At 64.3% G+C, this 20,823-nt stretch carries 18 protein-coding genes and 1 tRNA gene; 14 read left to right on the forward strand and 5 right to left on the reverse strand.

Features of this window, described 5'->3' with window-relative positions; all coding sequences use genetic code 11:
- Nucleotides 1–61: 61 nt before the first annotated feature.
- The 7 genes from scpB (at nucleotide 62) to M1E17_RS08375 (ending at nucleotide 6,322) form a co-directional block, all read left to right on the forward strand.
- Entirely contained in the window at nucleotides 62–631 is a 570-nt protein-coding gene (gene scpB / locus M1E17_RS08345) for an SMC-Scp complex subunit ScpB (RefSeq protein WP_457967645.1), read from the forward strand.
- A 111-nt stretch (nucleotides 632–742) separates the two neighbouring features.
- Entirely contained in the window at nucleotides 743–1,999 is a 1,257-nt protein-coding gene (locus tag M1E17_RS08350) for a pseudouridine synthase (RefSeq protein ID WP_457966705.1), read from the forward strand.
- A gap of 3 nt (nucleotides 2,000–2,002) precedes the next feature.
- Nucleotides 2,003–3,112, forward strand: a complete 1,110-nt coding sequence (locus M1E17_RS08355) for a prephenate dehydrogenase (RefSeq protein ID WP_457966706.1) — start codon at nucleotides 2,003–2,005, stop codon at nucleotides 3,110–3,112.
- Nucleotides 3,112–3,825 carry a (d)CMP kinase gene (gene cmk / locus M1E17_RS08360; protein WP_457966707.1) on the forward strand — a complete coding sequence of 238 codons (714 nt, stop codon included), beginning with the start codon at nucleotides 3,112–3,114 and terminating at the stop codon, nucleotides 3,823–3,825. Before M1E17_RS08355 ends, cmk begins: the two co-directional genes overlap by 1 nt.
- A 31-nt stretch (nucleotides 3,826–3,856) precedes the next feature.
- Nucleotides 3,857–4,537, forward strand: coding sequence for a lysophospholipid acyltransferase family protein (locus tag M1E17_RS08365; protein WP_457967647.1), 681 nt, complete (start codon nucleotides 3,857–3,859; stop codon nucleotides 4,535–4,537).
- A gap of 10 nt (nucleotides 4,538–4,547) precedes the next feature.
- Nucleotides 4,548–6,098 (forward strand): ribosome biogenesis GTPase Der, encoded by a 1,551-nt coding sequence (gene der / locus M1E17_RS08370; protein WP_457966708.1) that lies wholly within the window; start codon nucleotides 4,548–4,550, stop codon nucleotides 6,096–6,098.
- 147 nt (nucleotides 6,099–6,245) lie between these two features.
- Nucleotides 6,246–6,322: transfer RNA gene (locus tag M1E17_RS08375), tRNA-Pro, on the forward strand.
- A gap of 161 nt (nucleotides 6,323–6,483) precedes the next feature.
- On the opposite strand, the gene M1E17_RS08380 is transcribed toward M1E17_RS08375, so the two are convergent.
- From M1E17_RS08380 to M1E17_RS08390, 3 genes are all read right to left on the reverse strand, one after another.
- Complete coding sequence (locus tag M1E17_RS08380; protein ID WP_457966709.1) at nucleotides 6,484–8,103, reverse strand: SLC13 family permease; 1,620 nt, start codon at nucleotides 8,101–8,103, stop codon at nucleotides 6,484–6,486.
- Between the two features lie 111 nt (nucleotides 8,104–8,214).
- Nucleotides 8,215–9,084, reverse strand: coding sequence for an Fpg/Nei family DNA glycosylase (locus tag M1E17_RS08385; RefSeq protein WP_457966710.1), 870 nt, complete (start codon nucleotides 9,082–9,084; stop codon nucleotides 8,215–8,217).
- A gap of 4 nt (nucleotides 9,085–9,088) precedes the next feature.
- Entirely contained in the window at nucleotides 9,089–9,736 is a 648-nt protein-coding gene (locus M1E17_RS08390) for a hypothetical protein (RefSeq protein WP_457966711.1), read from the reverse strand.
- 119 nt (nucleotides 9,737–9,855) lie between these two features.
- Here M1E17_RS08390 and gcvH point away from each other — a divergent pair, with 119 nt between their 5' ends.
- From gcvH to M1E17_RS08415, 5 genes are all read left to right on the forward strand, one after another.
- A complete protein-coding gene (gene gcvH, locus M1E17_RS08395) occupies nucleotides 9,856–10,242 on the forward strand; it encodes a glycine cleavage system protein GcvH (RefSeq protein ID WP_457966712.1) in 387 nt (128 codons plus the stop codon).
- 153 nt (nucleotides 10,243–10,395) lie between these two features.
- Entirely contained in the window at nucleotides 10,396–10,872 is a 477-nt protein-coding gene (locus tag M1E17_RS08400) for an FHA domain-containing protein (RefSeq protein ID WP_267278561.1), read from the forward strand.
- Between the two features lie 23 nt (nucleotides 10,873–10,895).
- Nucleotides 10,896–11,612: a transcriptional regulator FtsR gene (gene ftsR / locus M1E17_RS08405; protein WP_267278562.1), complete on the forward strand. Its 717-nt coding sequence runs from the start codon at nucleotides 10,896–10,898 to the stop codon at nucleotides 11,610–11,612.
- Nucleotides 11,612–12,115, forward strand: coding sequence for a bifunctional nuclease family protein (locus tag M1E17_RS08410; protein WP_267278563.1), 504 nt, complete (start codon nucleotides 11,612–11,614; stop codon nucleotides 12,113–12,115). Before ftsR ends, M1E17_RS08410 begins: the two co-directional genes overlap by 1 nt.
- Before the next feature lie 234 nt (nucleotides 12,116–12,349).
- Nucleotides 12,350–12,946, forward strand: coding sequence for a MerR family transcriptional regulator (locus tag M1E17_RS08415; RefSeq protein WP_267278564.1), 597 nt, complete (start codon nucleotides 12,350–12,352; stop codon nucleotides 12,944–12,946).
- A 116-nt stretch (nucleotides 12,947–13,062) separates the two neighbouring features.
- Here the strand turns inward: M1E17_RS08415 and M1E17_RS08420 are convergent, their stop codons facing one another.
- On the reverse strand, nucleotides 13,063–13,884 hold the full coding sequence (locus M1E17_RS08420) for a ParA family protein (RefSeq protein ID WP_457966713.1): 822 nt from the start codon (nucleotides 13,882–13,884) through the stop codon (nucleotides 13,063–13,065).
- A gap of 300 nt (nucleotides 13,885–14,184) precedes the next feature.
- Between M1E17_RS08420 and M1E17_RS08425 the strand changes: the two genes are divergently transcribed.
- Nucleotides 14,185–17,583 (forward strand): pyruvate carboxylase, encoded by a 3,399-nt coding sequence (locus M1E17_RS08425; RefSeq protein WP_457966714.1) that lies wholly within the window; start codon nucleotides 14,185–14,187, stop codon nucleotides 17,581–17,583.
- Nucleotides 17,584–17,685: 102 nt separating this feature from the next.
- On the opposite strand, the gene M1E17_RS08430 is transcribed toward M1E17_RS08425, so the two are convergent.
- Nucleotides 17,686–19,497 (reverse strand): AMP-dependent synthetase/ligase, encoded by a 1,812-nt coding sequence (locus M1E17_RS08430; protein WP_457966715.1) that lies wholly within the window; start codon nucleotides 19,495–19,497, stop codon nucleotides 17,686–17,688.
- 177 nt (nucleotides 19,498–19,674) lie between these two features.
- On the opposite strand from M1E17_RS08430, the gene M1E17_RS08435 reads away from it, so the two are divergent.
- On the forward strand, nucleotides 19,675–20,766 hold the full coding sequence (locus tag M1E17_RS08435) for an ROK family glucokinase (RefSeq protein WP_457966716.1): 1,092 nt from the start codon (nucleotides 19,675–19,677) through the stop codon (nucleotides 20,764–20,766).
- Nucleotides 20,767–20,823 lie beyond the last annotated feature (57 nt).

A 20,823-nucleotide genomic window follows, 5' to 3' on the forward strand; every position in this document is an offset into this window, starting at 1 on the left:
GCCAGGTACGGACGTTCGAAACCTGCCCGGCGGGGCCAAGGCCGCCATCGAAGCGGTACTGATGGTTCTTGATCAGCCGGCCACCGCCACCGAACTGGCAACGGGCCTGAACCTGACCGTCGCCGTCGTCGAACAGTTCCTGGCGGAACTGCAGCAGGAGTATAGCGGCTATACTGTTAAAGCCCCGGACACGGACGTTGCCAGCGACGCTGGCTTCAGCTCCAGCCCCCGGGGTTTTGAATTGCGGAATATCGCCGGTGGCTGGCGGATCTACTCACGCACGGAATTTGCCGACGTCGTTGGCAGGTTCGTGCTGGAAGGTCAGACAGCCAGGCTCACGCAGGCGGCGCTGGAAACACTTGCCGTCATCGCGTACCGGCAGCCCGTTTCCAGGGCAAGGGTGTCTGCAATTCGAGGAGTCAATGTTGATTCTGTCGTACGGACACTGACACAGCGCGGGCTGATCGAAGACTCGGGAACAGACCCCGAGTCGGGCGCCATCCTCTACCGGACCACGTCGTATTTCCTGGAACGGATGGGGATCGGCTCTGTGGCAGACCTGCCTCAGCTTTCCCCCCATCTTCCGGGGCTGGAAGGCATCGAGGAGTTCTACGACGCCGAAAGAATGTAGGCGGGAATTCCCACCTGCGCACAAGAGTATTCATTAGGGCAGATAAATTCTGCATGGCTGGTTAGGGTTGTCCTTGGACAACTTGCCGGCCGACATATCGAAGGACGGGTCATGACACAGGCGGGACGCCAGGGTTCACCACGTAACAGTTCGGGACGCAACAGTTCAGAACGCAACTCACCAGAGGGCGGCGCGAGCCGCAACACCGCCCAGGGCGGCGGGAGCCGCGGAGGTGCACAAGGCGGCGGGTTCCGCGGTGGTGCCGGCAAGCGCGGCGGCGGCTTCGGCGGTGCCGGCTTCAGCGGCGGCGACCGGCCCTTCAAGGCACCCAGGCCGCGCGAGGAGCGCTTCATTGATCCGGATGAAGCCCCGGCAGCCCAGGACGGGCGAGCTTCCTCGGATTGGAAGCCCAGCGCCAAGCCATCCTCGCGCAAACCGGCTGCCCGGAAGCCGGGCGCCAAAAAGGCCCCCGGAACGCCCGGGGCCCTCAAGCCGAAGCCGCGTACCGGTGCCCCTGGCGCTGCAGCATCCCGGGCCTTCGGCAGCGAACGTTTTGGCCAGAACCTGGGCCCCGTCCGCAAGCCGGCGCGCAAGCGCGGCCCCCGCGGCGCTGTTCCACAGTCCGAACTGCACGATGCCGACGGCGTCCGCCTGCAGAAGGTCATGGCCCAGGCCGGTGTGGCTTCCCGCCGCGTCTGTGAAGAAATGATCGCTGAAGGCCGGGTGGAAGTTGACGGCCAGGTGGTCACCGAACTCGGTGTGCGCGTGGACCCCAAAACTGCTGTTATCCACGTCGACGGCCTCCGTATCCAGCTCGATGACAACCTGGTCTACATGGTCTTCAACAAGCCCAAGGGCGTGGTGTCCACCATGGAGGACCCCGACGGACGTCCCTGCATCAGCGACTTCGTGCGGAAGACCCACCAGGGCGAACGCCTGTTCCATGTGGGCCGGCTGGACGTCGCCACCGAGGGCCTGCTGCTGCTGACGAACGACGGCGAACTGGCCAACCGGCTGACGCACCCTTCCTACGAGGTGCCCAAGACGTACCTCGTCCAGGTCCGAGGCCCCTTCCCCCAGGGTGTCGGCGCCCAGCTGAAGGCAGGTGTGGAGCTGGAGGACGGCATCGCATCCGTTGACTCCTTTAAACTGGTGGACTCCACCCCTGGCCACGTGCTGATCGAAGTGGTCCTGCACTCCGGCAAGAACCGCATTGTCCGGCGCCTCTTTGACGAGGTGGGCTTCCCGGTCCTGCGCCTGGTGCGCGTCAAGGTTGGACCCATCGGCCTGGGCGACCAGCGCCAGGGCAGCATCCGGAACCTCGGCAAGCAGGAAGTCGGTCACCTGCTGGCATCCGTAGGACTCTGAGGCATGTCCGCATTTCGCACGCACGGCCGCGGACACCTTAACGGGCCGGTAGTGGTGATTGGCACCGGGCTGCTCGGTGCCAGCATCGGGCTTGGCCTGCGTGGCCGCGGTGTGCCGGTGTTCCTGTCGGACACCTCTCCCACCAATCAGGCCGTCGCCGTTGATATCGGCGCCGGCCTGCCCCTGGGGGAGCTCGACGACGGGAAGCCGGAGCTTGTGGTGGTGGCTGCCCCGCCCGACGTGACTGCCGATGTGGTGGCAAAGGCGCTGGCTGACTACCCCGATTCCGTGGTGGTTGATATCGCCAGCGTTAAGGGTGCCATCCTGGACGAACTGCGCAGCCGCGGGGTGGACCTTGCCCGCTACGTGGGTACCCATCCCATGGCGGGCCGAGAGAAATCGGGGCCCGTCGCTGCCCGCGGCGAGCTCTTTACGTCCATGCCCTGGGTGCTCTGCCCGTCCGAGGAAACGTCAGCCGCCGCCGTGCAGACGGCGCATGCGCTGGCGACGGATCTTGGTGCGGTGGTATCCCAGTTCACCCCGGACGAGCACGACGAAGCGGTGGCACTGGTCTCGCACCTGCCCCAGGTGATGTCCTCTTTGCTGGCCAGCCGCCTGCAGGGCACGCCGCTCCACGCCCTCTCACTGGCCGGCAACGGCCTGCGCGACGTCACCAGGATCGCGGCCAGTGATCCCACCCTGTGGGTCCAGATCCTGGGCGGAAACGCACCGAAGGTTGTGGAGATCCTGTACAGCGTCCGCGAAGACCTCAACCGTCTCATCGGCACGCTGGAAGCACCCGCGGCGCCCGGTGCCAGGCTTGACCTTGCCCAGCTGATCAGTGAAGGCAACGCCGGCCAGGCCCGGATACCAGGCAAGCACGGCGGCCCTCCGCAGGCTTACTCCTGGCTCACAGTCCTGGTGGATGACAAGCCGGGGCAGATCGCGCTGCTCCTTACCGAAATCGGCGAGATCGGCGTGAACGTGGAGGACCTTCGGCTCGATCATTCTTCCGGCCAGAATGTTGGCATGGTGGAGCTTTCAGTACTGCCGAACAAGCATGACCACCTGATCGAAGCACTCAACGACCGCGGATGGCGGGTACTCCAGTAATGACACAGGAACTTCTTGATACCTTGCCTGCGCTGCGCGTCGGCAGGCCGCTCGTCGTTGCGATTGACGGTCCCTCCGGCTCCGGCAAGTCCAGCGTCAGCAAGGAAGTTGCCCGGCGGCTGCGGCTGGCGTACCTCGATACCGGTGCCATGTACCGTGCACTGACCTGGTTTTGCCTCAACGGCGGGATCGACCTTAATGAGGCAGCTGCCGTGGAGCAGGCCGCCAGGGACCTTGTCCTGGACGTGAGCACCAGCCCGCTGGAGGAATTCGTGCGGGTGGATGGCGTCGACGTCACCGAGGCCATCCGCGAACCGGAGATTTCCTCGGCGGTAAGCATTGTCGCCACGACGCTTGGCGCCAGGACCGAGCTGATCCGTCGCCAACGCGAACTGATCGAAAAGCATCACCGCCGGATGGTGGTGGAAGGACGGGACATTACCACCGTCGTCGCCCCCGGTGCGGAAGTCAGGATGCTGCTGACGGCGAGCGAAGAGGCCCGGCTCCGCCGCCGGGGCATCCAGCTGGGCGGGACCCAGAACGCGGACCAGTTGGCGGCCCAGGTGACCGGGCGCGACGCCAAGGATTCCACGGTGGTGAACTTCACCCAGGCTGCCGACGGCGTGGTCACTCTCGATTCCTCGGAGCTGGATTTCGCTGAAACGGTGGATGCCGCCCTTGTCATCGTCACAAAGGTCCTGAACCGTGACTGACCGCTGCGCACCAGTGCCCTCCCGCTGGACCATGACCTGGAGCCGGCCTGTGGGCTGGATTCTGGATCACCTGGTGTACAGGACGTCCGTCACGGGCAGGGACAACGTACCCACCGGTGGGCCCGTTATCTTCGCCGCGAACCACATCAGCTTCCTGGACGGCCCGGTGATGTTCGGCGCTTCACCGCGGCCCATGCACATCCTGGTTAAAAAGGAGATGTTCAACGGTTTCCTCGGACGGGTGCTTCATGCCTCCGGGCAGCTCCCGGTGGACCGCTCCGGGGACCGGGCGGCGCTGCTGCTGAGCAAGGACGTGCTCGACGCCGGCCGTTGCGTGGGCATCCTCCCTGAGGGAACGCGGGGGAGCGGGCAGGCAACGGACATCAGCAACGGTGTCGCGTGGCTGGCGCTGAACTCGGGAGCTCCCGTGGTGCCGGTCGCCATCCTGGGCACCCGGATAGAAGACGAACACCTCGACTCGGTCCCCAAACCCGGGCGGCGGTTCCACGTCAGTTTCGGCAATGCCCTGACGCTGAGCCGCAATACCGGCGAAACAGGCCGTGCTTCAATGGACAGGGCGGGAATGGAAATCCGCGCTGCGCTGGCAGGGCATGTCCTGGACACCATTCAATTCAGTGGGCAGCCTTTGCCCCACGCGGATATTCCGCAAGAACTTCACGCAGTAGCCGGGACGCCGGCAGATGACCACTAAGGAACGTGCAATGAGCGATACGACTCAAACCTCCGGCCACTCCGGCACCGGCGAAGACGAATACACGCCCACCGGCACCGACCAGGTGGCCGAACGGCTTGCTGCCCTGGACGACGACGAAGCGGAGATGCGCGCGGCGTCACTCCGTGCCGGCCTGGACGACTATGACCTTGATGCCGAGGATGCTGCCCTGCTCAGCGGGGAGTACGGCGACGAGGACTTCGACGGTCCCGTCAAGCTCGACCCGGTGCTTGCCATTATCGGCCGTCCCAATGTTGGCAAATCCACCCTGGTAAACAGGATCCTCGGCCGCCGTGAAGCCGTGGTGGAGGATACCCCCGGCGTTACCCGCGACCGCGTGATGTATTCGGCACACTGGAACGGGCGCAACTTCACCCTGGTGGACACCGGCGGCTGGGAGCACGATGCCCGCGGAATTCACGCGCGCGTTGCCGAACAGGCCGAAATGGCCGTGGAAATGGCTGACGCTGTGCTTTTTGTTGTTGACTCGGCCGTTGGCGCTACCGCCACGGATGAGGGCGTCATGAAGATGCTCCGCAAGAGCAAAAAGCCGGTCATCATGGTGGCCAACAAGGTGGACGACTTCGCCCAGGAAGCCGACTCAGCCACGCTCTGGGGCCTTGGCTTCGGTGAGCCCTACCCCGTCTCGGCGCTGCATGGCCGCGGCGTGGCGGATCTCCTGGACCACGTGATGGATACCCTCCCCGAGTTCTCCACCATCGAGGGCCTGGAGCGATCCGGTGGGCCGCGGCGCATCGCGCTGATCGGACGTCCGAACGTGGGCAAGTCCTCACTGCTGAACAAGCTGGCCGGCTCCGAGCGGGTTGTCGTTGACAACACCGCCGGCACCACCCGCGATCCCGTGGACGAATTCATCGAACTCGGTGGCCGGACCTGGCGCTTTGTTGACACCGCCGGTATCCGGCGCCGCCAGCACATGGCGCAGGGCGCAGACTACTACGCCTCCCTCCGTACCCAGGCCGCGCTGGAAAAGGCCGAGGTTGCCGTAGTGCTCCTGGCCGTTGACGAGGTACTGAGCGAGCAGGACGTCCGGATTCTTCAGCTGGCCATCGAATCCGGCCGGGCCCTGGTCCTGGCCTTCAACAAGTGGGACCTGCTGGACGACGAACGCCGCACCTACCTGGAGCGCGAAATCGAGCAGGACCTGGCCCACGTGGCCTGGGCCCCGCGGGTCAACATTTCGGCGCTGACGGGTTGGCACAAGGACCGCCTGGTTCCTGCCTTGGACCTGGCCCTGGAGAACTGGGACAAGCGTATTCCCACCGGCAGGCTCAACGCCTTCCTCGGCGAGCTCGTGGCTGCGCACCCGCACCCGGTCCGCGGCGGAAAGCAGCCGCGCATCCTCTTCGGCACCCAGGCATCAAGCCGGCCGCCTAAGTTTGTGCTCTTCACCACGGGTTTCCTGGACCCCGGCTACCGCCGGTTCATTACGCGCCGGCTTCGCGAGACCTTCGGTTTCGAGGGCACGCCCATCGAGGTCAACATGCGCGTACGTGAAAAGCGCGGCAAGAAGCGTTAATTAGGACACACCAGTCCTGTGGCGGTTCGTAAATGTCACAGGCACCCTCCGGAATCGTGTAAGCTTTTGGAGGTGGTTCGGCCGGACTGCTGAGTGGAAAACGTTGGACATCCAGCGCTGACACGCAGCGGAGAACGGCGGAACTGACGGGCTGTAGCGCAGCTTGGTAGCGCACTTGACTGGGGGTCAAGGGGTCGCAGGTTCAAATCCTGTCAGCCCGACCAAAGAAGGAAGCAGAGGCCGTCTCCGGAGAAATCCGGAGGCGGCCTCTGCTGTTTAGCGGCGGTATATGGCTGGTCGGCGAATCCCCGGTTCAGAAACCGTTGCCGGGAAAAGCTTTGGTCACCCTATTGGGTCCTACGCACTGCCGGCAGAACAGCCCGGGTCAAATCACCAGGCCCAACGCGAAGGGGCCGATCAGTACCGTGAAAATCGTAATCAGAAGGACGCCGACGACATTGAGCACCATGCCGCCGCGAACCATTTCGGTGATCTTCACGTTGCCGGTGGCGAAGACGATGGCGTTGGGAGGTGTTCCCACGGGCAGCATAAAAGCACACGTGGCTGCCAATGCCGCGGGAATAAGCAGGGTCATGGGGTCGATCCCTATGCCGATGGCAACCCCGCCCAGAATGGGGATGAAGGTCGCCGCCGTCGCGGTATTGCTGGTGATCTCGGTGAGGAACAGGACGATGAGGACAACCGTGGCCAGCAGCAATATGATCGGCAGCGCTCCGAGGCCGCTGACCCGCTCGCCGAACCATGCGTCCAGACCCGTGCCCGCCACTGCTGACGCCAGCGAGAGCCCACCACCGAACAGCAGCAGGACACCCCAGGGCAATCCCTCCTCGGCGTCCTTCCAGTTGAGGGTCATATGCCCCTGCTTGTCACCCGGGATAATAAAGAGCACCGCACCGGCTGCGATCGCGATCACGGTGTCATCAAAAAGGTCTAGCCAGGGCAGCTGCTGACCGAGATCGCCGATATTGGACAGCAGGCCAGGCACGATCCAGAAGAATGCGGCGCCCGCGAAGACAGCGCGCACTATCTTTTCCCCATGGCTCATTGGGCCGAGGGCAGCGATTTCGTCGTTGATCAACTGCTCACCACCGGGGACCTCATCCAGGTTGACACGGAAGATAAGCCTGGTGAGGATCAGCCATGCGAGCGCGAGGAAGACGATAACGATAGGGACGCCGAGCATCATCCACTGGGCGAACCCGACAGTTTCTCCGAGTTCATCGCTGATGTAGCCGGCTACGATGGCATTCGGCGGGCTGCCCAGCAAGGTTCCCAGTCCGCCAATGGTGGCGGACCAAGCGATGGCCAGGACCAGGGCAACGCCGAAAACGCGCACCTCGCGGTTCTCCACCAGGTCGCTGATTGCCCTGCCGGACCGAAGTCCCTCACCCAGGTCCTTTGAGTCGGCGCCGCCAGCGGATTTGACACTGTTTTCCGCCACGAGGGCCAACACGCTCAGCGCGATCGGCAGCATCATCAGCGTCGTCGCTGTGTTGGACACCCACATTGAAAGGAAGGCGGTAGAGATCATCAGCCCAAGGATGATTCGGCGTGGGTGAGTACCGACACGTCGCAAGGTCAACAGCGCGATCCTCCGGTGCAGGTTCCATTTCTGCATGGCAATCGCGATCAGGAAGCCACCCAGGAACAGGAAAACTATCGGATTCGCGTACGGAGCAGTGGTCTCTGCGATTGTACGTTCCGTCAGCACAGGCATCAGCGCGATCGGCAGCAGCGAAGTCACTGACAAGGGCACGGCCTCCGTCATCCACCAGACCGCCATGAGGGTGCCGACGCCACCCACCACACGCGCGTCATTGTTAAGATCCGACATGCCGAGAAGGAAGTAGACGACTATGGCCAGCGCTACTCCCAGGCCCCGGACCAGCCAGGTGCGGCGTAGTGGGCGGGAAGGCCGGCGGTCCTCGGGTTCCTGGTCGAACTCACCCTGTTCCGGCACAATTCTCCTGGACTGCTCGCTCATTTCCTGCCTCCGCACTGCATCGGGGTGGTTAGGTGGTGAAAACGTAACAGCTGGGGGGTCTGGCAACAACCCATTTTTCGCACTGCGGCAGCAGTCGGGGGACAGGGAAGATTACTTCAGAAACTTCGAGGTTCTGCGGTCGGCCAGAATCTTGCCCTTGGTCTGGCAGGTGGGGCAGTACTGAAGGGCAGTATCAGCGAAGGAGACTTCACGGACAGTGTCGCCGCACACCGGGCACGCCTGCCCGGTCCGGGCGTGGACCCTCATGTGACTCCGTTTCACATCCTTGAGTTCGTTCGGCGGCTTGCCTTCTGCTTCCGCCATGGCGGTGCCCAGGATGCTGTGTATGGCGTCGTAAAGGACCTGTACGGCATCCCGGTCCAAGGACTTGGCGATCGCAAAGGGGGAGATCTTGGCCGCGTGAAGGATCTCGTCGCTGTACGCATTCCCTATTCCGGCGATCACGCTCTGGCTGCGCAGGAGGCCCTTGATCTGCTGTGAGCTGGATCCGATGATCTCTGCCAGCATGCCGACGTCGAACGCCGGACTGAACGGATCAGGACCCAGGGCTGCAATCCCCGGTACGTCCAGGGGGTCTCGGACCACGTATACAGCCAGGCTCTTTTTCGTTCCTGCCTCAGTCAGATCCATCCCCAGGGGACCGTCTGTACCGGCGAAGGCAAGCCGCGCGGCGATGTGGCCCTTGCCCATCCGCAGTTGGGTATCAGTGGGGGAGTCCGTGAAACGGACCCATCCAGCCCTGGCCAGATGGAACACAAAGGACGGGCCCTCCGTATCAAGGCTCACGAATTTTCCAAAGCGCCGCACGCCGGTCACAGCCCTGTCCTGCAGTGCGGTGTACGGCGGATCCGCTGTCTTCAGCACGGCAAACGAAACGATCTGGACTTTACGCACAGTCGCTCCGCGCAGTTGCTCATCAAGGAAACCGGCCAGGCCTGCGACTTCAGGAAGCTCCGGCATAGCCTTACCTGCGGTTGGCCCGGTCGGCTGGGGCGGCCGATGTACCCGCATCGGTCCTGGTCCCGGCAGGCTTGCCGGCCGCAGCCTCCGCCGTGGAGTCCACAGCGGCGGAGGCCGCGGCACGTGACCGTTCGGAGTCGGCCTTTTTGAAGGCCTTCACTTTCCTGCCGCGCTGACGCCAGTTGCTCCACAGCAGGCCGCCGGCGGTAAAGACTACGACGGCGGCCACAGCCGAGAGCTGCGTCCACAGCGGAAACCATGTGGCGTCGGTGCCCAGGATGCGCTGGCCGTTGTGGGCTGCGGGTGAGTTGCTGATCATGATGGCGGCGGTCAGGAGGTTCGGGGTGGCAAGCGCCACGGCAACAAGGAGCAACGCGAGCTTCCAGGGCCAGCGGACCGCCTTGCGGGTCGCCTGCCAGGCGACAATCACCGGGATAAGCGTGAAGGTGAATCCATAGAACATTCCCAGCAGGATCCCGGCTCCCAGATTGCCGCGGACCTGGTCCCTGATCACGTTTGCCCACCAGACCGGCAGAATGGCGGCCAGAGCGAAGTAGGCGATAACCAGGACCAGCACAGCCACCCCGGCGAGGATGATCCTGGCAGCCCAGTTGCCCTTTTTCCGGAGTGTTGCCTGCGCTTGTTCTGTCATGGGTCCCATCATGTCAGAACCACCTCGAACGCCGGGGGACTTGTGCCTATACTTTCAAGCGGCGGCTTGTTTTCCAGGCCCCGATCGACCCTGGTGCTTGACCCGATGAAAGGCCCGAGATGAGCAACATTCCCGAAGACCTGTCCTACACGGCCGAACACGAGTGGGTCACCACCCCCAACTCCGATGGCGTGGTTCGGGTGGGCATCACCGATTTTGCCCAGGACGCCCTGGGGGACGTTGTCTATGCACAGATGCCCGAGGTGGGCACAAAGATCACGGCAAACGAAGTGGTAGGCGAGGTCGAATCCACCAAAAGCGTGAGTGACATCTACGCACCGGTTAGCGGGGAAGTGGTGGCCCGGAACGATTCGCTGGACACCGATTCCGCCCTGATCAACAGTGATCCCTATGGCGACGGATGGCTCATTGAGGTCAAACTGGCAGAAGCTGACGCGGTGGAGTCATTGCTCAGTGCATCCGAGTACGAACAGCAGGTAGGCTAAAGCTAGCCGTTCCAACCGGTCCGGCCTGAGGGTGGACGTCATGTCTTCGCACGTCAGGCCCGGATTGGGGTTCGGCTGCTGGATAGGCGAGGCTTATCCGGAGGGCAAATGGTGATTGCAGGCGTAGCAGCTGCAGCGGAAGAGGAGGAATCCATGGTTGGCCACAAAAAGAAACCTGCCGACAGGGATTACGGCGCTGGTGAGGCCAAGTCATCGGAGACCACCTCGATCCACCTCACACCCGTCACCGACGAACCCACCATTACGCCCAGGCTGTCGCCGGAAGAACGCTCCTCAGTGGAAGCTCTTCCCGCCGGATCAGCGCTCCTGATTGCCCACACCGGCCCGAACGCCGGCGCCCGCTTCCTGCTGGACTCGGACGTCACCACCGCCGGCCGGCACCCCGACGCCGATATCTTCCTGGACGATGTCACCGTTTCCCGCCGCCACGTGGAGTTCCGGCGCACCGAACGTGGCTTTGAAGTGGTGGACACCGGCAGCCTCAACGGCACCTACGTCAACCATGACCGCGTTGACAGCGTCGAGTTGAGGTCCGGCAGCGAAGTCCAGATCGGAAAATTCCGACTCACCTTCTACCTGAGCCCTGCCCGCGCTGCAGGCCGCGGCTGACCCCGGGACAATTGCCTGTGGCAATGGCACAACCGGAACGCCGCGGACCGCAGGTCCTGAACATCGGGGAAGTCCTCGCGCAGCTGAGCAGCGACTTTCCCGGAATGACTGCGTCCAAAATCAGGTTCCTCGAAGAAAAGGGACTGATTAACCCGCGCCGCACCCCGGCAGGCTACCGGCAGTACTCCGACGGGGATGTTGAACGCCTCCGTTTTGTGCTCGCCCTCCAGCGGGACCAATACCTGCCACTGAAAGTCATCAAGGACTACCTGGACGCCATCGACAGGGGCGAGCGCCCGGAGAACCTGCCTCCCGGCGTCGTGGTTTCCCCGCGCATTGTTTCCGATGAACTCGCGGCCGAACTCCAGAACCGCGGGCGGAAGCTGAGCGAAGAACAGCTGCGCACTGAATCAGGGGCAAGCGTGCCGCTGCTCCAGTCGCTGCTGAGCTTCGGGCTGATCAGCCACAGCAACGGCGCGTTTGACGAGCACGCCCTGCAGGTGGCCCGTGCCTGCGTCCAGCTGGAAAGCCACGGCCTGGAGCCCCGGCACTTCCGTCCGTTCCAGGCAGCGGCGGAACGCGAGTTCGGGCTGGTGGAGCGGGCGGTGGCACCCCTGGCTTCACGGAAGGATTCCGCGTCCCAGGCCCGGGCCGCCGAGGCCGCCCGGGAAATCAGCGACCTCTGCCTTACGCTGCACCGGGCCCTGGTGCAGGACCACATCTCACGCATGGACATCTGATGATCGAAGTAGAGATCGTAGGCGTTCGGATCGAACTGCCTTCCAACCAGCCCCTGGTTCTTCTCCGCGAGATCCGCGGCGAACGCCACGTGCCAATCTGGATCGGAACCCCGGAGGCCAGCGCCATTGCCCTGGCCCAGCAGGGGGTGGTGCCGCCCAGGCCCATGACCCATGATCTCCTCGTGGACGTCGTCGAATCGCTGGGCCACTCGGTGGTCAGCGTCAATATCGTGGCGGTGGAAGACAACATCTTCTACGGCCAGCTCCAGTTCGAGAACGGCACCACTGTCAGCTCACGGGCGTCTGACGCCCTGGCCATCGCCCTGCGGGCCAAGTGCCGGATCTGGTGTGCCGACTCCGTGATGGATGAGGCTGGTGTGCGCATCACCGAGCACGACGAAGGCGAGGACACCGAGCCCGGGCCTACCGTGGACGAAGAGCGTGAACTGCGCCGCTTCCGGGAATTCCTCGACGACGTGGAGCCGGAAGACTTCGACGGCTGAGGTCACGTTAAGGTTAATGTTAAGCCTGAAACTTTCGACACGCCCCTCGAAAGCCCCTTACATCTTTGACCTTGGGACCCAGCAGGCCTAACGTCGAAGGTATCAAGCTCCCATTGCTTACGGCAGCCGCGCAAGTCACACTGTAAGTGCGACCCGCGAAATTACATGCATGGACTTCATGCCGGTGAAATGCTGCTGCAGTTGTCCCGGGAGCTAAAGACAAGGAGGATCCAGGTGAGTCCCAAAGGCGAAGCAGGCGAGCTGAAACAGCCCACAACGGCTGGTGCTGCTGTCCCCGCCAGCGGTGCCCAGGGCCTCCTGTTCACCGAAGACCTTCCCGTCCTGGACGAGGACGCCGGCTACCGCGGCCCCACTGCCTGCAAGGCCGCCGGAATTACCTACCGCCAGTTGGATTACTGGGCAAGGACCGGTCTGGTTGAACCGGCCGTCCGTGGTGCAGCCGGTTCAGGTTCCCAGCGGCTCTACGGGTTCCGGGACATCCTGGTCCTCAAGGTCGTCAAGAGGCTCCTGGATACCGGCGTTTCGCTGCAGCAGATCCGTTCGGCAGTTGAGCACCTCCGCGAACGCGGAGTGGAGGACCTGGCACAGATCACCCTCATGAGCGACGGCGCCAGTGTGTACGAATGCACCTCCGCTGACGAGGTCATCGACCTCGTCCAGGGCGGCCAGGGTGTGTTTGGCATTGCGGTGGGACGTGTCTGGCGCGAAGTTGAAGGCAGCCTCGCCTCCCTTCCCAGTGAGCACGCGGCGGTGCAGTCCTTTCCCGACGACGAGTTGAGCAAACGGCGGGCGGCCCGCAAGACCGGCTGAGTACCGCCCTCGCTGCCCGCGGCTGGACAGCATATTGAACTGTTAAGGTGGAGGCCACCTTCCCTGCTGGGGAAGGTGGCCTCCACTGTTCTGCCTGTAGATTGCACATCCGGCCGCTATCGCTGGCTGCGGCTCCGTAAACCGATGCCGACGGCGAGAAGGTTGGCCAGGAGGGTGTCGAACAGGGCCGCGGCTGATTTGGCGGAATCCCCGGGCCAATGGTGGACGGGGTGGGCGGCGCCCTGGATCTGCTGCCAGTTTGCCTGCTCCGGGATCCTGGGGCTCAAGAGGAGTTCACCAAACATCGACTCCATTTCGGCCAGCCGGTACGTGTGCTCGGACGAGCCGCTGCGGACGCGGTTGGCCACAATGCCTGCCGGGGAAAGGTTGGGTGCGAATTCCTGCCGGAAAAGCTGGATGGCGCGCATGGTCCGTTCGGTTCCTGCCACGGAGAAGAGCCCTGGCTCTGCGACGAGGGCAACTTTGTCGCTGGCGGACCAGGCCATCCTTGTCAGCCCGTTAAGGGAGGGAGGGCAGTCGATCAGGACCAGCTGGTATTTATCGGCGCCGGCCAGGACAGCTGACAACCGGCGGAGATCGCGCCGGCCAAGATCAGGGCGGTCGTAGATTCCGGTATAGGCGGAGCCGACGGCGACGTCCAGGACCGCGGGCCCGGAGCCGTTCGAATGGGCATGGGCGGTCCAGCTGCTGCCGACGACGTTCTCGGCGAGCTTCGCCCGTCGCGGGCTCTTCAGCATCCGGCCGATGTCCAGCTGATCACCTGGCTGCACGCCCATGGCTGTGGTCGCGTCCGCGTGGGGATCCAGGTCCACCACCAGTGTGGGGATGCCTGCGGCCAGCGCCGCAGACGCCAATCCTGTGGTGACGGAAGTCTTGCCGACCCCGCCCTTGAGGCTGCTGATGCTGACTACTTGCACTTGAGAGACCAAAACCTAACGACGGCTGCCATGTTGGGGGTAGTGTTTGCTTCGGCAGTGCCGAAGCCGGCGGCTCCTGCCGCCCTACTCATCATATGTTGATGCACTGGCGAATCCCGCCTTATCGGGCGTCGGCATGGCACCGCTGACGATGTGTGCGGCCGTTGCCGTTGGCACAGCTTGTAGGACGGGTGATGACGGACGGATTTGTGACAGTCGCCACAATGATTTGTATTTCTAAGCGCGGGTCTTAGACACTGTGACCACTTACCGATACACCCGCAATGATGCAGGAGAAGTATGTTTTCCAAGATTCTGGTGGCCAACCGCGGCGAAATCGCGATCAGGGCATTCCGCGCCAGCTACGAGCTGGGCGCCAAGACCGTTGCTGTTTTTCCGAACGAGGACCGTAACTCGATACACCGCCAGAAGGCCGATGAGGCTTATCTGATTGGTGAGGAAGGCCATCCGGTCAGGGCTTACCTTGACGTGGCCGAGGTGGTCCGGGTGGCCAAGGAGTCCGGTGCAGACGCCATCTACCCTGGCTACGGATTCCTCTCGGAGAACCCGGACCTGGCCCGTGCTGCGAAAGAAGCGGGCATCACGTTCGTTGGTCCGCCGGCTGAGGTCCTGGAGCTGGCGGGCAACAAGGTTGCCGCTTTGGAAGCTGCCCGAAAGGCCGGCGTCCCTGTCCTGAAGTCCAGCCAGCCGTCTAAGGACCTCGATGAGCTCATCGCTGCGGCTGACGAAATCGGGTTCCCAATCTTTGCCAAGGCGGTCGCCGGCGGCGGCGGGCGCGGCATGCGACGGGTGGACACCCGCGATGCCCTTCCGGAAGCCCTGCAGTCTGCCATGCGCGAAGCGGATGCGGCGTTCGGTGATCCCACCATGTTCCTGGAGCAGGCCGTGCTCCGCCCGCGGCACATCGAGGTCCAGATCCTCGCAGATGCCGAAGGCAACGTCATGCACCTCTTTGAGCGTGACTGTTCCATTCAGCGCCGCCACCAGAAGGTTATTGAGATCGCCCCCGCGCCCAACCTTGATGAGGGAATCCGCCAGTCGCTGTACCGGGATGCGGTCAAGTTCGCGAAGGCACTGAACTACGTCAACGCCGGTACGGTTGAGTTCCTGGTCGATACAGTCGGCGAACGGGCCGGCCAGCACGTGTTCATCGAAATGAATCCGCGCATCCAGGTGGAACACACTGTTACCGAAGAAGTCACGGACGTGGACCTGGTGCAGGCCCAGCTGCGGATCGCCGCCGGCGAAACGCTAGCGGACCTGGGGCTCTCCCAGGAGTCGGTCCAGCTCAAGGGCGCAGCCCTGCAGTGCCGCATCACCACCGAGGACCCTGCAAACGGGTTCCGCCCCGACGTCGGGAAGATCACCGGTTACCGTTCCGCTGGCGGCGCCGGTGTTAGGCTCGACGGCGGCACCGTGTACTCAGGTGCCGAAATCAGCCCCCACTTCGACTCCATGCTGGTGAAGCTCAGCTGCCGTGGCCGCGATTACCCTGCCGCCGTGGCCCGCGCCCGCCGTGCCCTCGCCGAGTTCCGAATCCGTGGCGTCTCCACCAACATTTCGTTCCTGCAGGCCGTCCTGGACGATCCCGATTTCATTGCCGGCAACGTGGCGACCAACTTCATCGACGAGCGTCCCCAGCTCCTGAAAGCCCGGGTTTCCGCTGACCGCGGCACCAAGCTGCTGACCTGGCTGGCCGAGGTCACGGTGAACAAGCCCAACGGCGAGCTCACCGTCCATTCCAACCCCGCAGCCAAGCTGCCTTCGGTTGCGGGCACGCAACCGAAGCCGGGATCCCGCCAACGGCTCCTGGAACTGGGCCCGGAGGGCTTCGCCAAGGCTCTTCGCGAGCAGACAGCCGTGGCTGTCACGGACACCACCTTCCGCGACGCCCACCAGTCCCTGCTCGCTACCCGGGTCCGGACCCGCGACCTGGTAGCTGCGGGCCCGGCCGTCACGGCCCTGCTCCCGGAACTGCTCTCCGTTGAGGCCTGGGGCGGCGCCACCTACGACGTCGCCCTGCGCTTCCTCGGCGAGGACCCGTGGGACCGCCTTGCCGCGCTCCGGAAGGCGCTGCCGAACGTGTGCATCCAGATGCTGCTCCGCGGCCGGAACACCGTGGGGTACACGCCGTACCCCGAGGAAGTCACGGAGGCCTTCGTCAACGAAGCAGCCGCCACGGGCATCGACATTTTCCGGATCTTCGATGCGCTCAACGACGTCAACCAGATGGCGCCTGCCATCCGTGCAGTCCGGGCCACCGGCACCGCTGTGGCCGAGGTGGCCCTCTGCTACACGGGCGACCTTCTGAACCCCGACGAGAAGCTGTACACGCTCGACTACTACCTTGAGCTGGCACAGAGGATTGTGGATGCCGGCGCGCACATCCTTGCCATCAAGGACATGGCGGGCCTGCTTCGTCCCGCTGCCGCCGCCAAGCTGGTTGCCGCGCTCCGTGAGCGCTTCGACCTTCCGGTCCACCTGCACACCCATGACACCGCAGGCGGCCAGCTGGCCACCCTGTTGGCTGCTGTGGACGCAGGCGTGGACGCGGTAGACGCAGCGTCTGCATCGCTGGCCGGAACCACCAGCCAGCCCTCGGCGTCGGCCCTCGTCGCGGCGTTGGCGCACACTCCGCGTGACACCGGGCTTAGCCTGGCTGCCGTGAGCTCCCTGGAGCCCTACTGGGAGGCCGTGCGGCGGGTCTACGCGCCGTTCGAGTCCGGCCTGCCGGGACCAACAGGCCGGGTTTACCAGCACGAAATCCCGGGCGGCCAGCTCTCCAACCTCCGTCAGCAGGCCATGGCGCTGGGCCTGGGAGAGCGCTTCGAAGCCATTGAGGACATGTACACCGCGGCAGACCGCATCCTGGGCCGGCTGGTGAAGGTCACCCCCTCCTCCAAGGTGGTAGGCGACCTCGCGCTCCACCTCGTGGGACTCAACGCGGACCCCGCGGACTTCAACGAAAACCCGCAGAACTACGACATCCCCGACTCCGTCATCGGCTTCCTCTCCGGTGAACTAGGCGACCCGCCCGGAGGCTGGCCGGAACCGTTCCGGACCAAGGCTCTCCAGGGCCGCAGCGTCAAGGTCCGCGACGTTGAGCTCAGCCCAGAGGACAGCGCCGCACTGCAGGGCGATTCCAAGACCCGCCAGCACACGCTGAACAGGCTGCTCTTCGACGGTCCCACCAAGGACTACCTCAAGAGCGTCGAAACCTACGGGAACATTTCTGTGCTTGACACCCGCGACTACCTTTACGGTCTTCAGCGGGGAGAAGAGCACGAGATCCAGCTGGAGAAGGGCGTCAGGCTGATCGCTTCCCTCGAGGCTGTCTCGGAGCCGGACGAAAAGGGAATGCGTACGGTGATGTGTACGCTGAACGGCCAATCCCGGCCTGTGGTGGTGCGGGACCGGTCGGTGGTCAGCAACGTCAAGGCCGCTGAGAAGGCTGATCCTGCCCAGCCGGGGCACGTGGCTGCGCCGTTCGCCGGTGCCGTCTCGGTCACCGTCGCCGTGGGTGACACCGTCAACGCGGGCGATACCGTAGCCACCATTGAGGCGATGAAGATGGAAGCGTCCATTACGACGCCGGTGGGCGGCAAAGTATCGCGGCTTGCCATCTCCTCGGTGGAACAGGTCCAGGGCGGGGACCTGCTCCTGGTCGTGGAGCAATAGCCTCAAGGCATAGACAACAAAAAGGTCCTCCCGGTGGGAGGACCTTTTTGTTGTCCGTCGCACGGGGCCTGCCGGGATAACGTCAGGCGGCCCTTGTGGTGATCAGGACCTGGGCGCCGCGTACATCTCTTCGATGACAGTTTCGAAGTCCTTCATCACTTGGGCCCGCTTCACCTTCATGGAGGGGGTCAGGTGTCCGGAAGTTTCGGTGAAGTCAGCCGGCACGATCCGGAACGACTTGATGGCTTCCGCCTGGGAAACAGACCCATTGGCGGCGGTGATCAGATCCTGGACCGCTGCCTTGACCACCGGGTTGGCGGCGGCGTCGGCCAGGGAGGTGCTGGACGGGAGGCCATGGCGCTGGAGCCAGCCCGGCAGGGCCTCCTGGTCCAGCGTGACCAGGGCGCCGATGAACGGCCGGTTGTCGCCCACCACCAGGACCTGTGACACGAGGGCATCGGCCCGGATCTGGTCTTCGAGCAGGGCGGGAATCACGTTCTTTCCGCCGGCAGTAACGATGATTTCCTTCTTCCGGCCGGTGATCCACAGGAAGCCGTCCTCGTCCAGCCGGCCGATGTCACCCGTACGGAACCAGCCGTCGTCGGAGAACGTCTCCGCCGTCAGGTCCTCCCGCTTGTAGTAGCCGCGCATGACGCAGGCTCCCTTGGCGAGGATCTCGCCGTCGTCGGCAATTTTGACTGCATTGCCGGGCAGCGGCTTGCCGACTGAACCAATCTTGATCAGGGACGGCGTATTGACGGATATGGGAGCCGTGGTTTCGGTCAGCCCATAGCCTTCCAGCACCTGCAGCCCGATGCCCTGGAAGAAGTGGCCCAGCCGTTCGCCCAGGGGACCGCCGCCGGATACTGCATGCGCAACATGGCCGCCCATGGCGGCACGCAGCTTGCCGTACACCAGCCGGTCGAACAGGGCATGCCGGAGTTTCAATCCCAGCCCCACGCGTCCCTCCTGGCGTGCCTTGGAGAAGGCGATGGCGGTATCGGCGGCCTTGTGGAAGATGGCGCCCTTGCCGCCGTCCTCTGCCTTGGTCAGGGCCGAGTTGTAGACCTTCTCGAAGACACGAGGCACGGCAAGGATAAAGGTGGGCTCGTAGCTCTGCAGGTCCGAGAGCAGGTTCTTGATGTCAGGAGTGTGCGCCACCGTTGTTCCGGCCGCCATGGCCAGGACGGAGATGAACCGCGCAAAGACGTGCGCCAAGGGCAGGAACATGATGGTCTTGGCGTTCTCGTGAACGATCTCGCCGATGATGGCAAGTGCGTTGTCCGACAGTTCGACGAAGTTGCCGTGGGTCAGTTCGCAGCCCTTGGGGCGGCCCGTGGTTCCGGAGGTGTAGATGATCGTGGCGAGGTCCGTGAGCTTTGCCGACGTACGGCGGGACTCCAGTTCGTCGTCGCTGACGGCGCGGCCGGCTTCGCGAAGGGTGTCCAGTCCTGCGCCCTCCAGCTGCCAGACGTGCTGGAGCGCGGTCAGGCCCTCGGCAGTGGCGGCCTGGCGGATGACATCCTCATGATGGGCTGCTTCGCCAAAGGCTGCAACGGCACCGGAGTCCCCCAGGTTCCAGGCTACCTGTGACGGCGATGAGGTTTCGTAGATGGGGACGGAGATGCCGCCGGCGAACCAGATGGCGAAGTCCACCAGGGCCCACTCGTAGCGGGTGCGGGACATGATTCCCACCCGGTCGCCGGCGCCTACGCCGCTGGCCATCAGCCCCTTTGCCAGGGCCGTGACGTCTGCCAGGAAGTCGGTGGCGGACACGTTCTGCCACGTGCCTGAGGAATCCAGCCGCGAGAACAGGGACGGATTGCTGGGCTTCGCTGCCTGGCGCAGCACCAGATCGGTGATGTTGGTTTCAGGTGGGACAACAACCAGCGGCGGAACACTGAATTCGCGCACTATAGCTCCTTTGATATCCATAGACCCGCACAGGGTATGTCTAAGACTAGTACTCCTGTACGCGGCCGTGCAGTTATAAATCTACTGATGAGTAACTTAGCAGTCAACGAGTCAGCGCGCTGCCTCCGCCGAGTGCCTGCCGGAGCGCGCCGCCGGCCGCGCCTAGAATGGGAAATTATGTACGCACCGCCCCCCGGCGAACAGGCCGGTCCGCTCAGACGCCCTGCACCGTGGAGGCGGCGGCCACCCACCCTGCGGGCACGGTCCCGGCACGGGGAGGGCTTCCGGGAACACCTCCGGCTCGGCCGGAAAGGGCTGGCCATCGGCATAGACATCGGCGGAACGAAGGTCGCCGCCGGCGTGGTGGACGCGGACGGCAGGATTCTCAATGAAGCGCGGCGTTCCACGCCCGGGAACGATCCACGCGCCGTCGAACGCGTCATTGTCGAACTGGTCCAAGAGCTGGGCGCCGGTCACCGGGTGTGGTCAGTGGGCATCGGCGCTGCCGGGTGGATGGACCTGGAGGGCGGCACCGTGCTGTTCAGCCCGCACCTGGCCTGGCGCAACGAACCGCTGCGGGCCAACCTGCAACGGTTGCTGCGGCGGCCGGTACTCCTCACGAACGACGCCGATGCGGCGGCCTGGGCGGAATGGCGCTTCGGTGCGGGGCACGGTCAGGACAGGCTTGTCTGTATCACCCTGGGGACGGGCATAGGCGGTGCCATGGTGATGGATGGCCGCGTTGAACGCGGACGCTATGGCGTCGCCGGCGAATTCGGTCATCAGATCATCATGCCGGGCGGACACCGCTGCGAGTGCGGGAACAGGGGATGCTGGGAGCAGTACGCCTCCGGAAACGCGTTGGGACGGGAAGCGCGGATCCTGGCGCAGGCCAACTCGCCGGTTGCCCAGGATCTCCTGGCGGCCGTGGAAGGACAAACCGAAGCCATTACTGGAGCCATTGTGACCGAACTTGCCCTCGCAGGCGATCCGGCATCCCGGGAACTCCTGGTTGAGGTGGGCGAATGGCTGGGCCTGGGACTCGCCAACCTTGCCGCTGCCCTGGACCCCGGAATGTTTGTCATTGGCGGTGGGCTGTGCTCCGCCGGCGACCTGCTGGTGGAACCTGCGCGGAATGCGTTCGCCCGGAACCTGACAGGGCGTGGCTTCCGCCCGGCCGCAGGCATCGAGCTCGCCGCTTTGGGGCCAAGCGCCGGACTGATCGGGGCTGCGGACCTTTCCCGGGTCAGCAGCCGAATGCGCAGCTGAGCAGCACGTAGCTTCAGGACCGCCCCGGAAGCTGCGCTGCAGTTAGCCGGGGTGCGT

This window comes from Arthrobacter sp. D1-29, assembly GCF_054130585.1.